The sequence below is a fragment of the Terriglobia bacterium genome (assembly GCA_035712365.1).
Taxonomy (GTDB): domain Bacteria; phylum Acidobacteriota; class Terriglobia; order UBA7540; family UBA7540; genus SCRD01.
This window is the reverse complement of the sequence record DASTAW010000008.1, coordinates 167,267-183,697: the sequence shown is the minus strand read 5'-3', so window position 1 is coordinate 183,697 and position 16,431 is coordinate 167,267. Positions and strand designations below refer to the sequence as shown.

Sequence of the window (16,431 nt, the reverse complement as noted above, 5' to 3'; positions counted from 1 at the left end):
GAATTCGCTTACACGCAATTTTGAAGCAGCAATGAACAAAGAATTCCAAAGTTCATTACGGTGCCGGATTGTGACTCATCTCGACAGAATCGGCAACAGGCCGGGATTGCTCCTGCTGTTATTCGCCTGTGTCTATTTCATCGGATTTGGCATGATCGCTGCAAAGGCAGTGATTTCGAACGACGAGCTTTTCACCCTGTACATCGCTCGTCTTCCTCACTTCAGAAATGTCTGGGCCGCTCTGGCGACAGGGGCGGAGCAGACTCCACCGCTTTTCTATGCCATATCTCGTGCCGACATTCATCTGGTCGGGACGTCCGGCCTGGCCCTCCGGCTTCCGGAGTTGCTTGCATTCGCCCTGATGTGCATCTGCCTTTTCCATATTGTCGCCCGGCGGACTTCGTCCGTTTATGGCTTTCTTGCCCTGCTGTTCCCATTCATGACTACGGCCTTTAATTACGTGTTCGAGGCGCGGGCTTACGCGCTGGTCCTGGCTTTTTCTGCGCTCGGGCTGTTTTGCTGGATTTGGGCTGTGGAGGGCCGGCACCGCCAGTTGGCCCTGATTGGTTTGGCCGCCAGCCTTGCTGCGGCGATATCCTGCCACTATTACGCGGTGCTCAGCCTGTTTCCGCTGGCTTTGGGCGAAGCGACGCGGTCCCTCCGCCGCAAACGTTTGGACGCGGGCGTCTGGTTGGCCCTGGGATTATCATTATCTCCGCTCCTCGTGTTCCTTCCTTTGATCCAGAGCGCCCGAAAATTTGCTCCGCACTTCTGGGCAAAGCCAAAGTGGTCATCCATGGGGTATTTCTATGACCATTTTCTGCTGACTCCATCCGCGATTCCATTGCTGGTGATTTTTCTGGCAATTGTTGCTTATCGCACCCTCCGCCGGCCTGATGCCGACGCTGCCGACACGCCGGTACGTGCTGATGTCCCCGCACACGAAATCGCCGCCGCCGTTGGTTTTCTCTTGATACCGGCCGTGGGCGTGGTCCTGGCCAAGACTATCGTCGGAGCCTATTCGGACCGCTACGCGCTGCCGGCGGTGATTGGTTTGGTCCTGATCGTTGCATGGGGACTGCACAGTGCGTTGGATGGTCGGCGGGCCGTTGCCGCAGCTCTTGGGTTACTTCTGCTGGCATTTCTGGCCATCAAGGAAGTACAAACCTACCGGCGCGTTGTCGTTGAAAAATTGCGGCATACGCAAACGTATAATTTTCTCGAGAGCTATGCGGGCGGCAGCGCCCCGATCGTAATTTCGGGTCCGATGGACTTTATGGAACTTTCTTATGACGCTCCCAAAAGTCTGGCACGGCGGCTGACTTATCTGGCGGACCCTCGGCTGTCCCTCCAGTACACGGGATCAGACGATGCGGAGAAGGGTCTGGTGGAGATGAGGTCCTGGGCAGGACTCGATGTGCAACAGTTTCGCGAGTTTGTTGCTGCCGGGCAAAAGTGTTACGTTTACGTGATCAATTATCCGGATGCGTATGCCTGGGTCGTTCGCGGGTTCCAAGCGGCGCATTGGCAAATTGTGCTTGAACAATGGCAGGGGGGAATGGTTCTGTTCTCGGCAGCGCCCGCCGGCAAAGCGCAGGCTCCCCTGCCTTTGGCAGAAGCGGCGCCATAGAACTCTCCGGGACAACTTGGAAGTTTTGGTCATTCTGGAGACGTCCGGGTATGATGGGCACATGTCCTTGACGAAGGGCTGGAGGTTTTCTAAGATGACACGGAGGCGCATCTTTTCGATTCCGTGATTAGGGCTATGCTGAAGCAGCGCAAGCCACGCAACCACCGTCATGCTCGGAGCTCACCCGGCTGGGTCCTTATCCCGGACAAGCTTTACTTTCGCATCGGCGAAGTCAGCGAGCTTGCTGACACCAAACCGTACGTCCTGCGCTATTGGGAAACCGAATTTCCCAGCTTGAAGCCGGGCAAGAGTGCCACGGGCCATCGCCTTTACCGGCGCCCGGATGTCGAAATGGTCCTTGAGATTAAACGGCTCCTCTACGAACAGGGTTTTACTATCGAAGGCGCTCGCAAGCATCTGGCGGGAAATTCCGGCGCTGTTGCGGGAACTAAATCGAGCGCGCCCTCCAGTCTTAATCAATCTCGCATGAAGGCGATTAAACGCGAACTCCTCGGAATCTTGACAATCGTTTCCCGATGATGCTAGCGTTGAATTCGTGCCATTCAGCCCATATTTGAGCGTGAAGGCGTGGATTGCCGGGACGTAGCGCAGCCTGGTAGCGCACTTGCTTGGGGTGCAAGTGGTCGCCGGTTCAAATCCGGCCGTCCCGACCATCAATGCAGTGGTTAGTGAAAAGTGGGAAGCGCCCGCGGAATCTGATTTGCGATTTGTCCGACTAGCTCAGCGGCAGAGCAGTCCCAAAAACGGGATGGATTCTGGCTCGACTCCGAAACGGGCCAAGGGGTTTCGGTCGCATGCTTGCCACTGGTCATGGTTTTTTCGGGGCGTGGCGTAGCCTGGTAGCGCGCTTGGTTCGGGACCAAGAGGTCCCCAGTTCAAATCTGGGCGCCCCGACCATTCCTTCTTACTTTTTCTTCGCTGATCCAAGCTCTCTCTGTCAGGAATGCTGTTCCAACTCCTGAACAGGGGCCCAAAATCTGCTGCCGGGCTGCTTAGATGCTAATCTCGTGCTTCTAATCCCATTTCTTCAGTGTCGGCCAGATTTGTTGCAGATTCCAGCCACGGGGCTGCGTGCAAACCCACACAGGACCTCGTTCGAGGGAATACGGGACTCCGAATGTACCGGCGTGTATGACCTGCCCGAAATATTTCTCCAGATGCTCGCGCGTGTCGCCCAAGACAATCATTGACAGGCCCTTGAATTGACGTGGTCCCCAAAGGTAATAGTTCTGATGGCCTGAGATTGCTTTCGGCAGGCCATATTTCGGGCCGAAGAAATCGATCGCTCCCGCCTCGCCGTAATTCTGCGCGTACACGGCGGTCACCGAGCGCAGCCCGAATGGAAGCCGATCGTACGCCTCGGCCACCGCGGCTGTCATCTGCTCCCAGCCGAGATCGTCCGAGTAATATTGAGGCAGCGGCGAACGGAGATGACTCTTCTCCGTGGCGGGTGGCGCAAGATGAAGTCTTTCCTGATAGTGAACGTACGTTTCGAGCGGCAGGACCGGAACCATCATCGGCAACAACGGCGCGGTACCCGCAACCAGTACCGCCACGGTGGCGGGTTTGAGCCAGTGGCGATCTCTGGCCATGCGTTCGATCGCCACTGCCCCCGCAGCCAGCAGCATGGGGTAAGCGGGCGCTGAATAGTAACCTTTTCCGTGCAGCAACATGGTTGTCACCACGACTATAAGAAAGATCCATCCCAGCACTCGAAAACGCTTGCCCTCCGGCGCAAAAAACAGGTACAGCAGACCTGCCAGCCAGATTGGGAAATTGAGCGGCGACATCATGAATATCTGTTCGCCCAGGGATGCCAGAGGGCCTCGGACGATGTCACGGCCGCTGGCCCGAATGTGGTGCATCAGCGCGATGAACGGCCAGTGATGGTGGACGTTCCATAGCAGATTGGGAAGAAAGATGGCGAAGGCAATCACTCCTGCCAACCATATCCACGGCGACCGAAACGCCTTGCGCTCTGCCGTCAGCAGCAGGCCGACGACCACGGCAAGCCCGAAAAGGGCCATCGAATATTTATTCTCCAGCCCAACGCCAGCCAGCACACCAAACCACAGCCAGAGGCGCTGATTTTGCGTCTTGATGATGCGAATCACTAGATATGCACACCCCATCCAGAAGAGCGGTTCGAAGACATTCATAGTCAGCAGGTGAGCGTTGGTCACGAATACGCCCGCGAGCGCAGTGCTCAGCGCCGCTAGTAGCTGGGCGAAACGGCCCCCGCCAAACTCTCGAGCGATCATTCCGGTCAGCCAGATGATGGCAGCGCCGGCTAGTGCCGGAAGAAAGCGCAGGGCCTGGAGAGAATTACCAATCGTGTGGACGGTGAGCCACGTGAGCAGGGCAATCAAGGGCGGCTGATCGACGTAGCCGAAGGCCAGGTGGCGTGAACAGGCAAGGTAATAGAGCTCGTCACGGAAATAACCGTATCGTCCGGCGGTGAGCATGTGGGCCAGGAAGCTTGCCGCCGCGATATAGAGTACAATCGCTGTGCCACCTGAAAACCAACTGGGTCGCCTCGACTCAGTTGTATTCGGCCTGCCGCTTGTCTCTACCTGTTGCGTCTGTGCCATTGAACTGCTATTCATTCTCGCAAGAAAGCTTCGCCGTCGCCGCAGCGGGCGGGCCGTAGCACGCGTCGCGATCGGATTACACAGCAAGCTGGATCCACTGCTGGAGCGCACTGACTGGCAGATCAACTCCAGCGTCGCGATAGGCCAGCAGCAGCGAACCCAGGACCGGAGGAAGTAAAGCAGCTCGAACTTCAGCGCGGAGTTCGCCGCTAGATACGCTCTCGCTGAAACTTGCCAAGACAAGCTCGCTTTGGAAAGCTCCGCCGGCATAGCAGACGGGGAATTCAGGACCAGATGCCCGGCGGCCGGTATCGGCAGAAGGCGGAAAAACGAGCGAGATGACAACCTGAGCAAAACGCGCCAGATCACGACCGGCGTCGCGCAATATCTCCTGGGCAACCTTGTCGCCCTGCTGGGCCGCTTCATCCACCCAGACCGAAAGCCCCGCCAGGTGGTCGCGCGAAAGTGACCCTGCATAATACCTCTCGGTCAGTTCGTACGGCGAGCTGACGGAGAGGCGTTCAAAAAGCATGGGAGTCAAGATGGTTTCGGGAGCCATGCGGTCATATTCCGCAAGCGCTGCCCGGACCGCGGCCCGGCCAATCCAGTAAGCACTGCCTTCGTCGCCGAACTGGTGGCCCCATCCGCCTACTCGTGCTTCTTCGCCCTGCGCGTTGACGCCGCGGGCCACGGATCCGGTACCCGCGATGACAATGATTCCCGGCGCCCCAGCCGTTGCCCCTGCCAGCGCGTTGACCGAATCGTGGACAACCCTGAGATGCTCAGTGCGAACAATCCGTTTGAGTATCCGCGTTTTGATGTCCGTTTCACCTGTCATTCCGAAACAGGAGGCTGCAAAAGTATGCTCATCCGTATTCGAGAAGTGGATCGAGGCCAGCGCGTCGCGAATGGTCGCCAGCACCACGCGTTCCAGGCGTTCCGGGCCTCCCGGTTCCTCAGTATGATTGCTGGGGCCTCCGCTCGATTGCGCGACTATGGCGCCGTGTTCGTCGCCCACCACGGTTCTGGTGGCCGTCTGGCCGCCGTCTACGCCGAGGAAAAGCTTCATGATTTCAGCTTCCTTCTTCCGGTCCTCGAAATGCCGGCACGACGGGATTCCCCGTGGTAAGACCGTTCTTCGCCTTTGCCGGTTTTAGCGTCTGGGCAAGCGTCAATAAAGCGGCGCGCGAGCCACTCAAAATCAGTGATGGCCGTGCCCACCACGACCGCGTAGACACCCAGATCAAAGGCCTTCCGGACGTGATCGGGTTCCTGCACCCGTCCCTCAAGAATCACGGGGATATCAACTTCCCGTACCAACTGCCGGGCAAGTTCGAACGCCGGTCCCGTGCACTGGCGAGTTTCCTCGGTGTAGCCGCAAAGCGTTGTTCCTACTATGTCAAACCCCAGCTTCGCTGCTTCAACTCCCTGCTTGAGGGTAGCGACGTCAGCCATCAAGAGCGCACCAAGATTGTCTTTTGCGCCAGCGACGATGTTGGTGAGGGATTGGCCCCGCGGGCGGGCACGTTCTGTGGCATCCATGGCGATAATCCGAGCGCCTGCTCGACAAACGCGTTGGGCCGATTCGATGGTCGGGGTGATGTAGACATCGGAATCCGGATCATTTATCTTTTCAATGCCAATGATGGGAATGTGTACCGCGCGGCCGACTGCCCGGATGTCTCGAACGCCTCGGATGCGGACTCCGACCGCTCCTTGTTCTTCAGCCACGGTGGCAAGCGCGGCGACAAATCGGAGACGGTCGAGCGCAGACTTCAGACGCGGCTGGCAGGAAACAATCAATCCGTGCTTCAGTTGTGATAGCGTACCGTTCTTGTCCACGACGACCCATAGTATATTTCACCTGCGTGGGCCGGTGGAACCCCGACGTGTAAATGGTCCGATGAGGGATTAATGGACGCAACTTCATCCGCGCTCGGTTTGGGTCTGGCGCTGGCAATCATCTCCGGGCTCATGAACGGGACTTTCACCCTGCCCATGCGCTATCTGGGGCGATGGTCGTGGGAAAACGTCTGGGCGCTTTTTATTCTGATCGCCTGCCTGTTAATGCCGGCAGTTATAGCAACAGCAACGGTTTCACGCCTCGGCGAAGTGCTTCGCCAGGCCCCCACGCATGCCATCGCGATGGCAGTGATCTGCGGATTCGCCTGGGGTTTCGGGGCCGTGATGTTTGGCCAGGGTGTCAGCGCCATCGGCATTTCTTTGGGCAACACCTTTGTCCTGGCCATCAGTTCCTCGCTGGGCTCCTTCCTTCCCATTCTTGTGCTTGACCCTGGCAAGGTGTTCGAAAGCCAGGGGGAAGCGATCATGGCGGGCACAGGGATTGCCATCGCGGGCATCGGCTTTTGCGGCTACGCAGGAAAGCTGAAGGAACGCAGTCAGGGTAACCAAAATGTCCGCCAGGAGATGGTGGGGGAAGCGCGTCCGTTTTGGATTGGTCTGGTGCTCTGCGCGGGCGCGGGCGTGCTTTCGGCGGTGTTCAACATTGGGTACAGTTCTGCGCAGGGGATTGTCCAGTCCGCGGTTCGACTGGGTAACAGCGCGTTTGCAGGTTCCAATGTTGTCTGGCTCTTGATGCTCACCGGCGGAGCAATTGCAAATCTTGGCTTTTGTGCGTACCTGTTCAGGAAAAATCAAAGCTGGGCAAAATATGCGCAGCCCGGATCTACATCCCTTTACGGACTGACCTTGCTGATGGGGTTGCTTTGGGGCGGAAGCATCTTCGTTTATGGTTCGGCAGCGCCAAAGCTCGGCAGGCTTGGTCCGGCCATCGGCTGGCCGCTCAGTCTCTCGGTTGGTCTCCTCACCGCAAACCTGTGCGGCATTTTTGCCGGCGAATGGCGCTACTCGCGCACAGTTGAGCGCCTGCTGATGGGTCTTGGACTGCTGGTCCTGATTCTGGCTATCATCACTCTTGGTTGGTCAGGCACGCTTTCATGATGGCAAGTTGTGCTCACACCAGGTGGCCAGTTGAATGGATGTCCCGCAATACACGGCAGATCCTGCCAGGCAAATCAACCCTCAATCCCTGCTTCCGGCTCGGGCTAATTCCGGGCGAGGTGCTCGGCGTCGGGCGCCAGAAGCGGTGCGCCGACAGCTTCGGACTCCTCCTGGCGTTTGCCGCGCTTGCGCCACTTCAGGAACGAATCCATATAAGTATAGAAAACGGGCGTGACATAGAGTGTTACAAGCTGGGCGAACAACAGGCCGCCAACCACGCAGAGGCCCAGCGGACGCCGCGAATCGGCGTCAGCGCCGATGCCGATGGCGATGGGCAGCGTGCCGATGATGGCGCATGCGGTGGTCATCATGATGGGCCGGAATCGAATCATCGAGCCCTGATACGCGGATTCGCTGGCCGTGTAATTTCCTTTGCGCTCCAGTTCCAGAGCAAAATCGACCATCATAATGGCGTTCTTCTTGACGATGCCGATCAGCATGATCAGGCCGACAAAGCCATAGAGGTCGAGGTCCAGGTGGAACAGAGAAAGAGTGAGCAGGCCGCCGAACGCCGCCGCGGGCAATCCGGTGAGAATCGTGATGGGATGCGCGTAACTTTCATAGAGGATGCCCAGCACGATATAAATCACCAGCACCGTCATGATCAGCAGGACGCCAAGCCCGGTCAGGGATTCCTTGAAGGCCTGGGCGGCGCCCTGGAAGTCCGTAGTAATGGAAACGGGCAGCATGGATCGGGCAAGGCCCTCCACTTCGCTCACTGCCTGGCCCAGCGCCACGCCGGGCGCAAGGTCGAAGGACATCGTCACGGAGGGAAGCTGACCGCTGTGGTTCACGGTGAGCGGGCCGACGCTCGTCGTAAACTTTGAAACCGCGCTCAGCGGCACCAGTTGGCCGGAGGATGAGCTGATGTAGAGCTCCGAAAGCATGTTGGGATCGCTCTGGAACTGGTCCTGCACCTGGAGCACCACCCAGTATTCGTCGCTCGAGGTGTAAATGGGAGACACAAGGCGCTGGCCGTACGCGCTGTACAGGGCACTCTCCACCTGCTGTGGCGTCACTCCCAACGCTGCGGCTTTGTCCCGATCGACCACGACGTTGGCCTGCGGATTCTTGATCTGGAGATCACTGGTAACGTCCTCGAGCCCGGGCAAAGTTCTCATCTGAGCTTCAAACTTCTGGGCGTACTTGTAGAGGTCGTCCGTTTGCGGGCTGGAGAGCGTGTACTGGTAAAGGCTCTTGGTCATGTGGCCGCCAATCCGGATGGAGGGCGGATTGGTGAGAAACGCGCGGATTCCGGGAACCTTGTCCAGCTTTGGCTGCAGCTCATGGATGACGTCGTCGATCGTCATGTGGTGTTCGTAGAGCGGCCGAATCCACTTGACCACGGAACCAACGACGGCCAGGCGCCCGTAGCGGGAAACAAGATGATCATATGCCGCACTGTGGCTCCAGGGTCGATCGGGCCGGTCTTTCAGGTGGAGGAAGGCACGGCCATTGTTCATGCCGTTGTTGAAGGACCCGCCGATACCCGAGAAGAATTGAACGACGCTCGGATCGGCCGCCAGGATGGCATTGACCGCCTGCTGATGCATCTTCATGGCGTCAAAAGAGATGCCCTGGTTTGCTTCGGTCGCGACGGCAATCCGCCCCGAGTCGCCATTGGGCAGGAAGCCCTTCGGAATTTTCCAGAACTCCCAGGCGGTGCCTAGCAGTACGAGAAAACCGAAAAGCATCACCAGCACGCGGTGACTCAGGGCCCATCGAAGTGTCCAGCCGTACCCGCGGAGCGCGGCATCCAGGATGCTTTCCAGTTTGCGATACAACCACCTTTGCTGTTTCTCATGCTGAGGGCGCAGATAGTGCCGGGCGAGCATCGGGCTGAGGGTGACGGAAACCACGCCGGAAACGAGGACGGCCGAAATGATGACCACGGCAAATTCGTGGAGCAGGCGGCCGAAAACTCCAGGCATGAAAAAGACGGGAAGGAAGACGACGGCCAGCGAGATGGTCATCGAGAGAATGGTGAAGTTGACTTCGCTCGAACCGTCGAGCGCGGCCTGCAGCGGCGCCTTTCCCATCTCAAGATGACGCACGATGTTTTCCAGCATGACGATCGCGTCATCGACAACGAAGCCCACCGACAAGGTCAGGGCCAGCAAGGATAGATTGTCAATGGTGTAACCAAGGAGATACATCACGGCGAACGTGCCCATAATCGCCATGGGCAGGGCCACGCTCGGTATGATGGTGGCGGAAGCGTTGCGCAGGAAAAGGAAGATGACCAGCACAACCAGAAAAACTGCCAGCAGAAGAGTGAACTTGACGTCATTGACCGATTGTTCGATGGAAACGGAGCGGTCGTACTCGATCGAGAGATATATGGACGGAGGCAGAATCGAGTAAAAGCGCGGCAGGAGTTTTCTGATGTTCCTGACAATCTCGATGGTGTTGGTGCCGGGCTGCCGCTGGACGGCCAGCAAAATGCCCGGCACGCCGTTAATCCAGTTTGCTACATAATTATCCTGGATCCCGTCAACGACAGTAGCCACCTGATCCAGCCGCACCGGCGCTCCATTCCGGTAAGCGACGATGAGCGGGCGATAGACCGAAGCGTCGGAAAGCTGCCCGTTGGAATCGAGGTTGTAGGCCTTGTGGGCGCCATAAAGCGTCCCCATAGGCATATTGACATTTGCGTTTTGGATTGCCTGCTCAACCTGATCAATACCAATCTGACGGCTGGCCAGCGACTTGGGGTTCAACTGGACACGTACAGCGTACTTTGCCGCGCCGTTGACGCCGACCTGTGCAACGCCGGGAATCATTGAAATCTGCTCGGCAATCAGGTCTTCCGCGTACTGGTCCACTTTATAGAGTGGAAGAGTCGGTGAAGTCACCGCCAGCATAAAGATGGCCTGGTCGGCCGGATTCACTTTTTTCAGGGTCGGAGGAAAGGGCAAGTTGGACGGGAGTTGGCTGGCGGCCGCGGCGATGGCCGACTGCACATCGAGGGCGGCCGAATCGATGTTCCTGCTGAGGTCGAACTGCAGCGTGATCGACGTATTGCCCAGAGAACTGGTGGATGTCATCGAATCCAGGCCGGCAATCGTGGTGAACTGCTTTTCCAGAGGGGTCGCCACCGAGGAAGCCATCGTCTCGGGACTGGCGCCGGGGAGCCCGGCAGAAACCTCGATGGTTGGGAAATCGACGTTGGGCAGGTCACTGACAGCCAGATAGCGGTAGCCGATAATGCCGAAGAGAAGAATGGCCAGCATCAGGAGGCTGGTCATGACGGGGCGGCGAATGAAAGGTTCGCAAAGGTTCATGCGTTCGCGCCTTGCTACAGGGTCTTGGTGAAATAGACCTTGGTGCCTGGAACCAGCCGCACCTGGCCGTCCGTAACGACGGTTTCTCCCCCAGTGAGGCCCTGCAGGATTTCCGTGCTGTTGTTAACCGTTTGCCCCACCTTCACCTGCCGGACATCAACGGTCTTGTCCTGCTTGACTACAAACACGTAATCGCCTTGCTGCCCTGCCTGGACCGCTTGCGAGGGCACCACCAGCACATCCTGCTGCTTGCCAAGATTCAGCACGACATTCGAAAACTGGCCGGGCCAAAGGTGGTGGTCCGTGTTGGGAAATGTTGCCATCAACTGGATGGTGCCGGTTGTGGTGTCGACCGTGTTGTTCACAAACGTCAGAACACCTGTTTCAGCACTGGAGGCGCCGGGTGGCGTTGCACTAACGCGCAAACGGGAGCGCGCCATCGAATCTTTAATCGCTTCCAGATACTGCTGTGGAACAGAAAAAATGACGTAAATGGGATCAATTTGATTGATCACCACCAGCGTTGGCACATCATTCGCCTTTACGGTTGATCCGGGCGAAATGAGCTGTTCTCCGGTGACCCCGCTGATGGGAGCGTAAATCGAGCAATAAGAGAGTTGGATTTTGGCCGTGCGAATGGCCGCCTCGTCGGCTTGGACCGTGGCCGCTGCGGCCGCCGAACTCGCCTGTGATTGATCGTTCTGCTGTGGGGAAACAATCCCTTCTTTATAGAGCTGTTGAGTGCGCTGAAGCTCCGCCTGGCTGAGCTGGGCCTGGGCCTTGTCCCTTGCCAGAGCGGCCTCGGCCTGCGCATTAGCCGCGAGAAAGGGTTCCTTATCCAGTGTTACAAGCAAATCACCTTTGGTGACGAACTGGCCCTGCCGGTAATGGACTTCTTCGACGATGCCCGCGACCTGCGACTCCACGGAGACCGTCTGGAAAGCTTTGCCCGTACCGATTGCGGTCAATTCGATCGGAATCGTCTGCCGCCCGGCCTCAGCCACCATCACCGGGACAGCGGCGCTGTCCTGCGGTCGCGCAATCTCTCCACTGGTTGCTGATCCTTGCGCCGGCGCGTCGCTATCGGCGCATCCCCCGAAGAGCACAACAAACAGTAATGGTATGAGTGCAAGGAATTTGCAGACTCTGCTCATGCGGCCCTGTATCCTGCTGGCGGCGAAATTATGCCACATTTGTTTTCGAAGTGGAAGCATTCCTCGATGACGAAACGATTGAATCTCTCACGGTTTTTTCGAAAAGAGATGCTGCTGATCCGGTTCTTCCCCAAGTCTCAAAATTGTCAAACCGCCTCTGCGGAATCGCTTAAAGGCGGCTCACATGCTCCAAGGTGTTCGCGTGTCTGCTATTGTTGTGGGCCGAAGACGAACGCATTGGAATCAACGCGAGGAGACTTAACGGTTGCATGGTGAGCCGTGAGGGAATCGAACCCCCAACCTACTGATTAAGAGTCAGTTGCTCTGCCAATTGAGCTAACGGCCCGCAAATCGCACCACATTGGATTCACTGATGTACCAAAACAGTCTAACACAATCCCCCCCGCCTTTTTAAGGACATCGCTGCCCGTGGGAAGTCGGGCCGTTGCGCACCGAAATGCGATTTGATTTATCATCTTAAATGGCCGCTTGCAGGCCGGTTGATGTTGAGCGGCGTTATGGATAACGTGCCAGGCGGAGGGTACGAAGGTCGCCCGCTCATCTTTTATACAACCGTGGTTTCAACCGAAGATCCAAGCGAGGAGCAGGACTCGATGGCAGTTGTTAGTCTCAAGGAAGTCGCGATTATTATCCGCCCAGGAAAAGACAACGTCGCGGTGGTGAAGACAGATTTCATCGAAGAGGGCGCGCATCTCCAGCATGATGAAAGCGTGATCACCCTTTCCGGGCGCGCTCTCCGGGGTCAGAGCTTTGCCGTCAGTGATATTCCGGAAGGGAAGCCCTTTATTTCTCTCGGCGATCCGATCGGGCTCGCTGCATGCGAAGTCCGCGCGGGCGATCCCATCGATGAAACCAACATCGACCACCACCTCCCGCGCCTGAAAGTGCGTTATCGCGACAATCCTGCTCCCAATCCCATTGACGCCAATCTCGCGGCGCGGACGTTTGACGGATTCGTCAGGCCGGACGGCGGCGTGGGCGTTCGAAATTTTGTGGGCATTGTGACCTCCGGAATGTGTTCCGCTGCGGAAGCCCGTGAAATTGCGTTCCGTGCCATGCGGGAGATTTATAGTCGGGAAAAGTTCCCCAACGTTGATGGCGTGGTTCCTATTGTTCATGACTCCGGCTGTGGCATGCCGGATGGCAAAGCCGTCGCGCTGCTCAACCGGCTCCTGACCAATTCTCTGCGCCATCCGAACCTGGGATCGGCCATCTACATCGATCTTGGATGCGGAAAGACCTGCGTCGAGTGCTCTGTGCCGGTCTTCGAGAAAGAAATCGAGAATTACAACCAGCGGGTTGTGAACCTCACGATTCAGCAGGCAGGGGGCGGTCGAAAGACCGTTGAGAAGGGCCTGGCGATCGTCGAAAAGATACTTCCCATCGCAAATCGATATGTCCGCCAACCGCTGCCCATTTCAAAGCTGATCGTTGGAACGGAGTGCGGAGGCTCCGACCGGTGGTCCGGCGTAACCGCCAATCCGGCCGTCGGAGTCGCCGCTGACATGTTTGTGAAAGCCGGCGCCGCAGTCTTCCTTCCGGAAATTCCCGAACTTCAGGGCGGCGCCATGGTGGACCTCGCGCACCGCGCCCGCACCCGCCAGGTCGGACGCAAGCTGATGCAAGCCCTGAAGCGCTATCAGAAATATGTGGAGATGTTCGGAGAGGACTTCCGCGAAAATCCTTCGCCGGGAAACAAAAAGGGCGGGCTCTACAACATCTTTTTGAAATCGAGCGGCGTGAAAGCCAAGGGCGGAACGTCGATCGTTGAAGATCTGGTTGACTATGGTGAGTGGCTGGGCGACCGCAAAGGACTATATGTCCTCTATACGCCGGGCTATGACCACCTTGCGACGCCAGCACTCTTCATGAGCGGCGCGCAAATCACGCTGTTTACAACAGGCCGCGGCACGGGCATCGGCTCCGCGCTGGGACCGGTGACCAAGATCGGGTCGAACAGCATTCTATCCAACCACAACGGCGATATTGATATCAACGCGGGAACCATCCTCGACGGAGATGAAACCGTTGAAGAAGTTGGAAAGCGCATTTTCGAGCATACCCTCGATATAGCTTCCGGCCGAACCATGGTTCGCGCGGAGGAATCAGGCTTCCACACCGAGTTCAAGGTTTGGGAGTCGCTCTGGCCTTCCCTCTAAGCAATTCTGCCATTCCGCAATAACCGTCAAACTTCAGACATCCAGATCGCGGTCAGGGCGGGGCCCTAGTGCTGCTCTTCAACGAGATGATGGTTGACGGCAAACAGCGCAAGTTCCAGGCGGTTGGACACGCCCAGCTTGTCAAAAATATTTCCGAGATGGTGCTTGACCGTCTGCTCGGCGATGGAGAACTTTTCGGCGATGTCCTTGTTGGTGTATCCGTTAACGATGGCTGCAATGATATCAAGCTCGCGGGGCGTCAGATTGTACGAGCGTTTCCTGGTCCCTTGCTCGGGTATGGCGGTGAGATCGCGGATGATTCGCACCAGGTCGGAAACGCTTTCGCGGCCCACCCAGTACTGGCCGTCCATCACGCAACGAATGCTCTTCAAGAGGAGCTCAGTGGCGGATTCCTTGAGGACTACGCCCCGCACTCCGTGGTGCAGAGCATCGACAATCTGGTCACGCTCTATGGCTGCCGTAAGCAGGATGACCTTGATGGATTCAACGGTGCCGCCGAGCTGCCGGAGCGCTTCGAGTCCAGGAACACGGGGCATGGCCAGGTCCAGCAACAGGATGTCGGGTTTGAGCTGGTGAGCCATCTCAATGGCTTCTCCGCCATCTGAAGCCTCACCGATCACCTTGAAATCATCTTCCGCTTCCAGCAGCCTCCGCAAGCCGTCCCGGAAGATGGGGTGGTCGTCAGCAATCAGGATCCGAACGGATTGTGCAACATCACCCATAGGTGTTTTTCGGCAGGCTGACTTCCACGCGAGTCCCCTTGCCGGGGACTGATTCTACAACAAGTTCGGCCCCAATGGTGCGAACTCTTTCCTTTATGACCACTGGACCCTTACGAATGGCGTCAAGCTCCGCCAGCGAAAGGCGGCCTGAAAAGTCGAACCCATGCCCGTCATCATCTATGGCCAGCCTCAAACGCCCGTCGTGCTGCCCCAGTTGTACCAGCACCTTGTGGGCCCCGCTGTGCTTCCTGGCGTTCACCAGACCTTCCTGAACAATGCGCGCCAGTTGATTGCAGACTCGAGGCGGCAATGAGATATCTTGCAGTGTCGAAACAAAGCGGCTTGAAATCCCCGTGTCGCGCTGGAACTTGTCAACCATGGAGAACAGGAAATCCAGGAGCTGCGTAGGCCGGATTTCAACGGGTTTCATCTGCTGCATCAGTTCGCGCAGGTTGAGTACTTCCTGTCGAAGAATTCGCTGGATGTGGGAAAGCCGGTCAACGATGTCGGCCGTGGAAGCGCCGGGCTTGCGGCGCAGGACGTCAACTTCAAGTTCCAATCCGATCAGCGACTGAATGACGCCGTCGTGCAGCTCCCGTGCCACCCGCGCCCGCTCCAGGGCGCCGGCTCGTGTGCGCAAACGGGTGGTGAGAAACGCCGTGTAAATGGCGGGGCTTACTTGCAGCGCCAGGGCTCGAAGGAAGCGCACGGCAGCTTCCGGGGTGGACGGAAGCCTCGGACCAAACAGAAGCATCACGCTCGACCATTCATCCGCATACACTGTCCTCGCGCCCAGAAACCTGCGCACCTTCTGAACGTCAATAAGGGCGCTGGGCGGCGTCCAGCTTTCGCCAAAAAGCCGTCTCCCGTCCTCGTCTAAAGCATAGACCTCGTATGCTGAAGGATCGGGGCTCTTCGGCTTGCGCCTGGCATACCATACGTGGCCGGGGGTTTCAAACAGGCTCTTCTCGCCCTGCTGTGGGCCGAGTTCGGTGGTTGACAGCGCCAGTTTCCCGCCAGGGTTCTCCCTCTCGACGTTCCAGATAAAGGCCCGCCCTGAGCTGTGGTCGAGTACCGCCAGGATGCCCCGGTCGGTCCGGTAAAGCCTCAAAATTTCGTCAAACACGGCCTCGAGCGTTCCTCGAACTCCGACTTCCGTGCGGGCCTTTATCATTACATTCGCGATGGCCGTGGTTTCTTCCCGCAACTGCTTTTCTTCCTCACCAAGATATCCCAGCAGGTAACCCAGGATGAGCAGATAGACGCCGCGCATGACGAACGAGTTCAGATCGTAGGCCCCGCGGAACATGCCCGGGAAGGTCAATCCTTTTGCAAGCGTGAAGAACGATTGCGACATGTAGAGCCCGGTCGAGATCAGGGCTGTCAGCAGGGTTGCCTGCAGCCCCCAGCGATAGGCTGCCTCAAGCAGAACGAAGGTATAGAAGAGGTAGAACGGGCTGTTAGGTCCGGCGGTAAAAATGGCAATGAGCGCTGGCCACAAGACATCGAGCGAGTGAACGGCCAGACGAAAAGTGGGCGACGAATTTCGCTGGGTCCGGACCAGAGCCAGCACCCCCACTGACTCAAAAGCAAAAAGGGCCAGTAATCCCCAAACAACTGTGGGATACTGGCGTGGCTCCGTGGGGTCAAGCCATATGACGAACAGCGATGCCACGGCCAGAAGAGCACGAGTAGCTGCAAGGATCCTCTCGATGCGTTGCGGTTCGCTGGCTGCGACCCACTGCCGTTTCAGAGATGGGAAGGAACCCATTACGCCTCTCAGGCCGGTTATGGCACCGTTCATTAT

At 57.7% G+C, this 16,431-nt stretch carries 11 protein-coding genes and 3 tRNA genes; 6 read left to right on the top strand and 8 right to left on the bottom strand.

What is annotated here, in order from left to right; translation table 11 throughout:
• Positions 1-31 precede the first annotated feature (31 nt).
• The 4 genes from VFQ24_02755 (at position 32) to VFQ24_02740 (ending at position 2,548) form a co-directional block, all read left to right on the top strand.
• Entirely contained in the window at positions 32-1,630 is a 1,599-nt protein-coding gene (locus tag VFQ24_02755; GenBank protein HET9177258.1) for a glycosyltransferase family 39 protein, read from the top strand.
• Positions 1,631-1,765: 135 nt separating this feature from the next.
• Positions 1,766-2,170: a MerR family transcriptional regulator gene (locus tag VFQ24_02750; GenBank protein HET9177257.1), complete on the top strand. Its 405-nt coding sequence runs from the start codon at positions 1,766-1,768 to the stop codon at positions 2,168-2,170.
• Positions 2,171-2,227: 57 nt separating this feature from the next.
• Positions 2,228-2,304: transfer RNA gene (locus VFQ24_02745), tRNA-Pro, on the top strand.
• Positions 2,305-2,471: 167 nt separating this feature from the next.
• A tRNA-Pro gene (locus tag VFQ24_02740) sits at positions 2,472-2,548 on the top strand.
• Between the two features lie 116 nt (positions 2,549-2,664).
• On the opposite strand, the gene VFQ24_02735 is transcribed toward VFQ24_02740, so the two are convergent.
• The 3 genes from VFQ24_02735 to VFQ24_02725 form a co-directional block, all read right to left on the bottom strand.
• Complete coding sequence (locus tag VFQ24_02735) at positions 2,665-4,242, bottom strand: glycosyltransferase family 39 protein (protein HET9177256.1); 1,578 nt, start codon at positions 4,240-4,242, stop codon at positions 2,665-2,667.
• Between the two features lie 76 nt (positions 4,243-4,318).
• A complete protein-coding gene (locus tag VFQ24_02730; GenBank protein ID HET9177255.1) occupies positions 4,319-5,311 on the bottom strand; it encodes a BadF/BadG/BcrA/BcrD ATPase family protein in 993 nt (330 codons plus the stop codon).
• Positions 5,308-6,084 (bottom strand): N-acetylmannosamine-6-phosphate 2-epimerase, encoded by a 777-nt coding sequence (locus VFQ24_02725; protein ID HET9177254.1) that lies wholly within the window; start codon positions 6,082-6,084, stop codon positions 5,308-5,310. Before VFQ24_02725 ends, VFQ24_02730 begins: the two co-directional genes overlap by 4 nt.
• Before the next feature lie 72 nt (positions 6,085-6,156).
• Here VFQ24_02725 and VFQ24_02720 point away from each other — a divergent pair, with 72 nt between their 5' ends.
• Positions 6,157-7,203: an L-rhamnose/proton symporter RhaT gene (locus VFQ24_02720; GenBank protein ID HET9177253.1), complete on the top strand. Its 1,047-nt coding sequence runs from the start codon at positions 6,157-6,159 to the stop codon at positions 7,201-7,203.
• 104 nt (positions 7,204-7,307) lie between these two features.
• Here the strand turns inward: VFQ24_02720 and VFQ24_02715 are convergent, their stop codons facing one another.
• From VFQ24_02715 to VFQ24_02705, 3 genes are all read right to left on the bottom strand, one after another.
• Positions 7,308-10,547, bottom strand: a complete 3,240-nt coding sequence (locus tag VFQ24_02715) for an efflux RND transporter permease subunit (GenBank protein HET9177252.1) — start codon at positions 10,545-10,547, stop codon at positions 7,308-7,310.
• 14 nt (positions 10,548-10,561) lie between these two features.
• Positions 10,562-11,701 carry an efflux RND transporter periplasmic adaptor subunit gene (locus VFQ24_02710; protein HET9177251.1) on the bottom strand — a complete coding sequence of 380 codons (1,140 nt, stop codon included), beginning with the start codon at positions 11,699-11,701 and terminating at the stop codon, positions 10,562-10,564.
• Positions 11,702-11,971: 270 nt separating this feature from the next.
• Positions 11,972-12,047, bottom strand: a tRNA-Lys gene (locus tag VFQ24_02705).
• Positions 12,048-12,204: 157 nt separating this feature from the next.
• Between VFQ24_02705 and VFQ24_02700 the strand changes: the two genes are divergently transcribed.
• The gene (locus VFQ24_02700; protein HET9177250.1) at positions 12,205-13,881 is read left to right on the top strand and encodes a UxaA family hydrolase; all 1,677 of its coding nucleotides are present in this window, start codon (positions 12,205-12,207) and stop codon (positions 13,879-13,881) included.
• Between the two features lie 65 nt (positions 13,882-13,946).
• Here the strand turns inward: VFQ24_02700 and VFQ24_02695 are convergent, their stop codons facing one another.
• Together VFQ24_02695 and VFQ24_02690 are read right to left on the bottom strand one after the other, a co-directional pair.
• A complete protein-coding gene (locus VFQ24_02695) occupies positions 13,947-14,624 on the bottom strand; it encodes a response regulator transcription factor (protein HET9177249.1) in 678 nt (225 codons plus the stop codon).
• Positions 14,617-16,395, bottom strand: coding sequence for a sensor histidine kinase (locus VFQ24_02690; protein ID HET9177248.1), 1,779 nt, complete (start codon positions 16,393-16,395; stop codon positions 14,617-14,619). Before VFQ24_02690 ends, VFQ24_02695 begins: the two co-directional genes overlap by 8 nt.
• Positions 16,396-16,431: the final 36 nt, after the last annotated feature.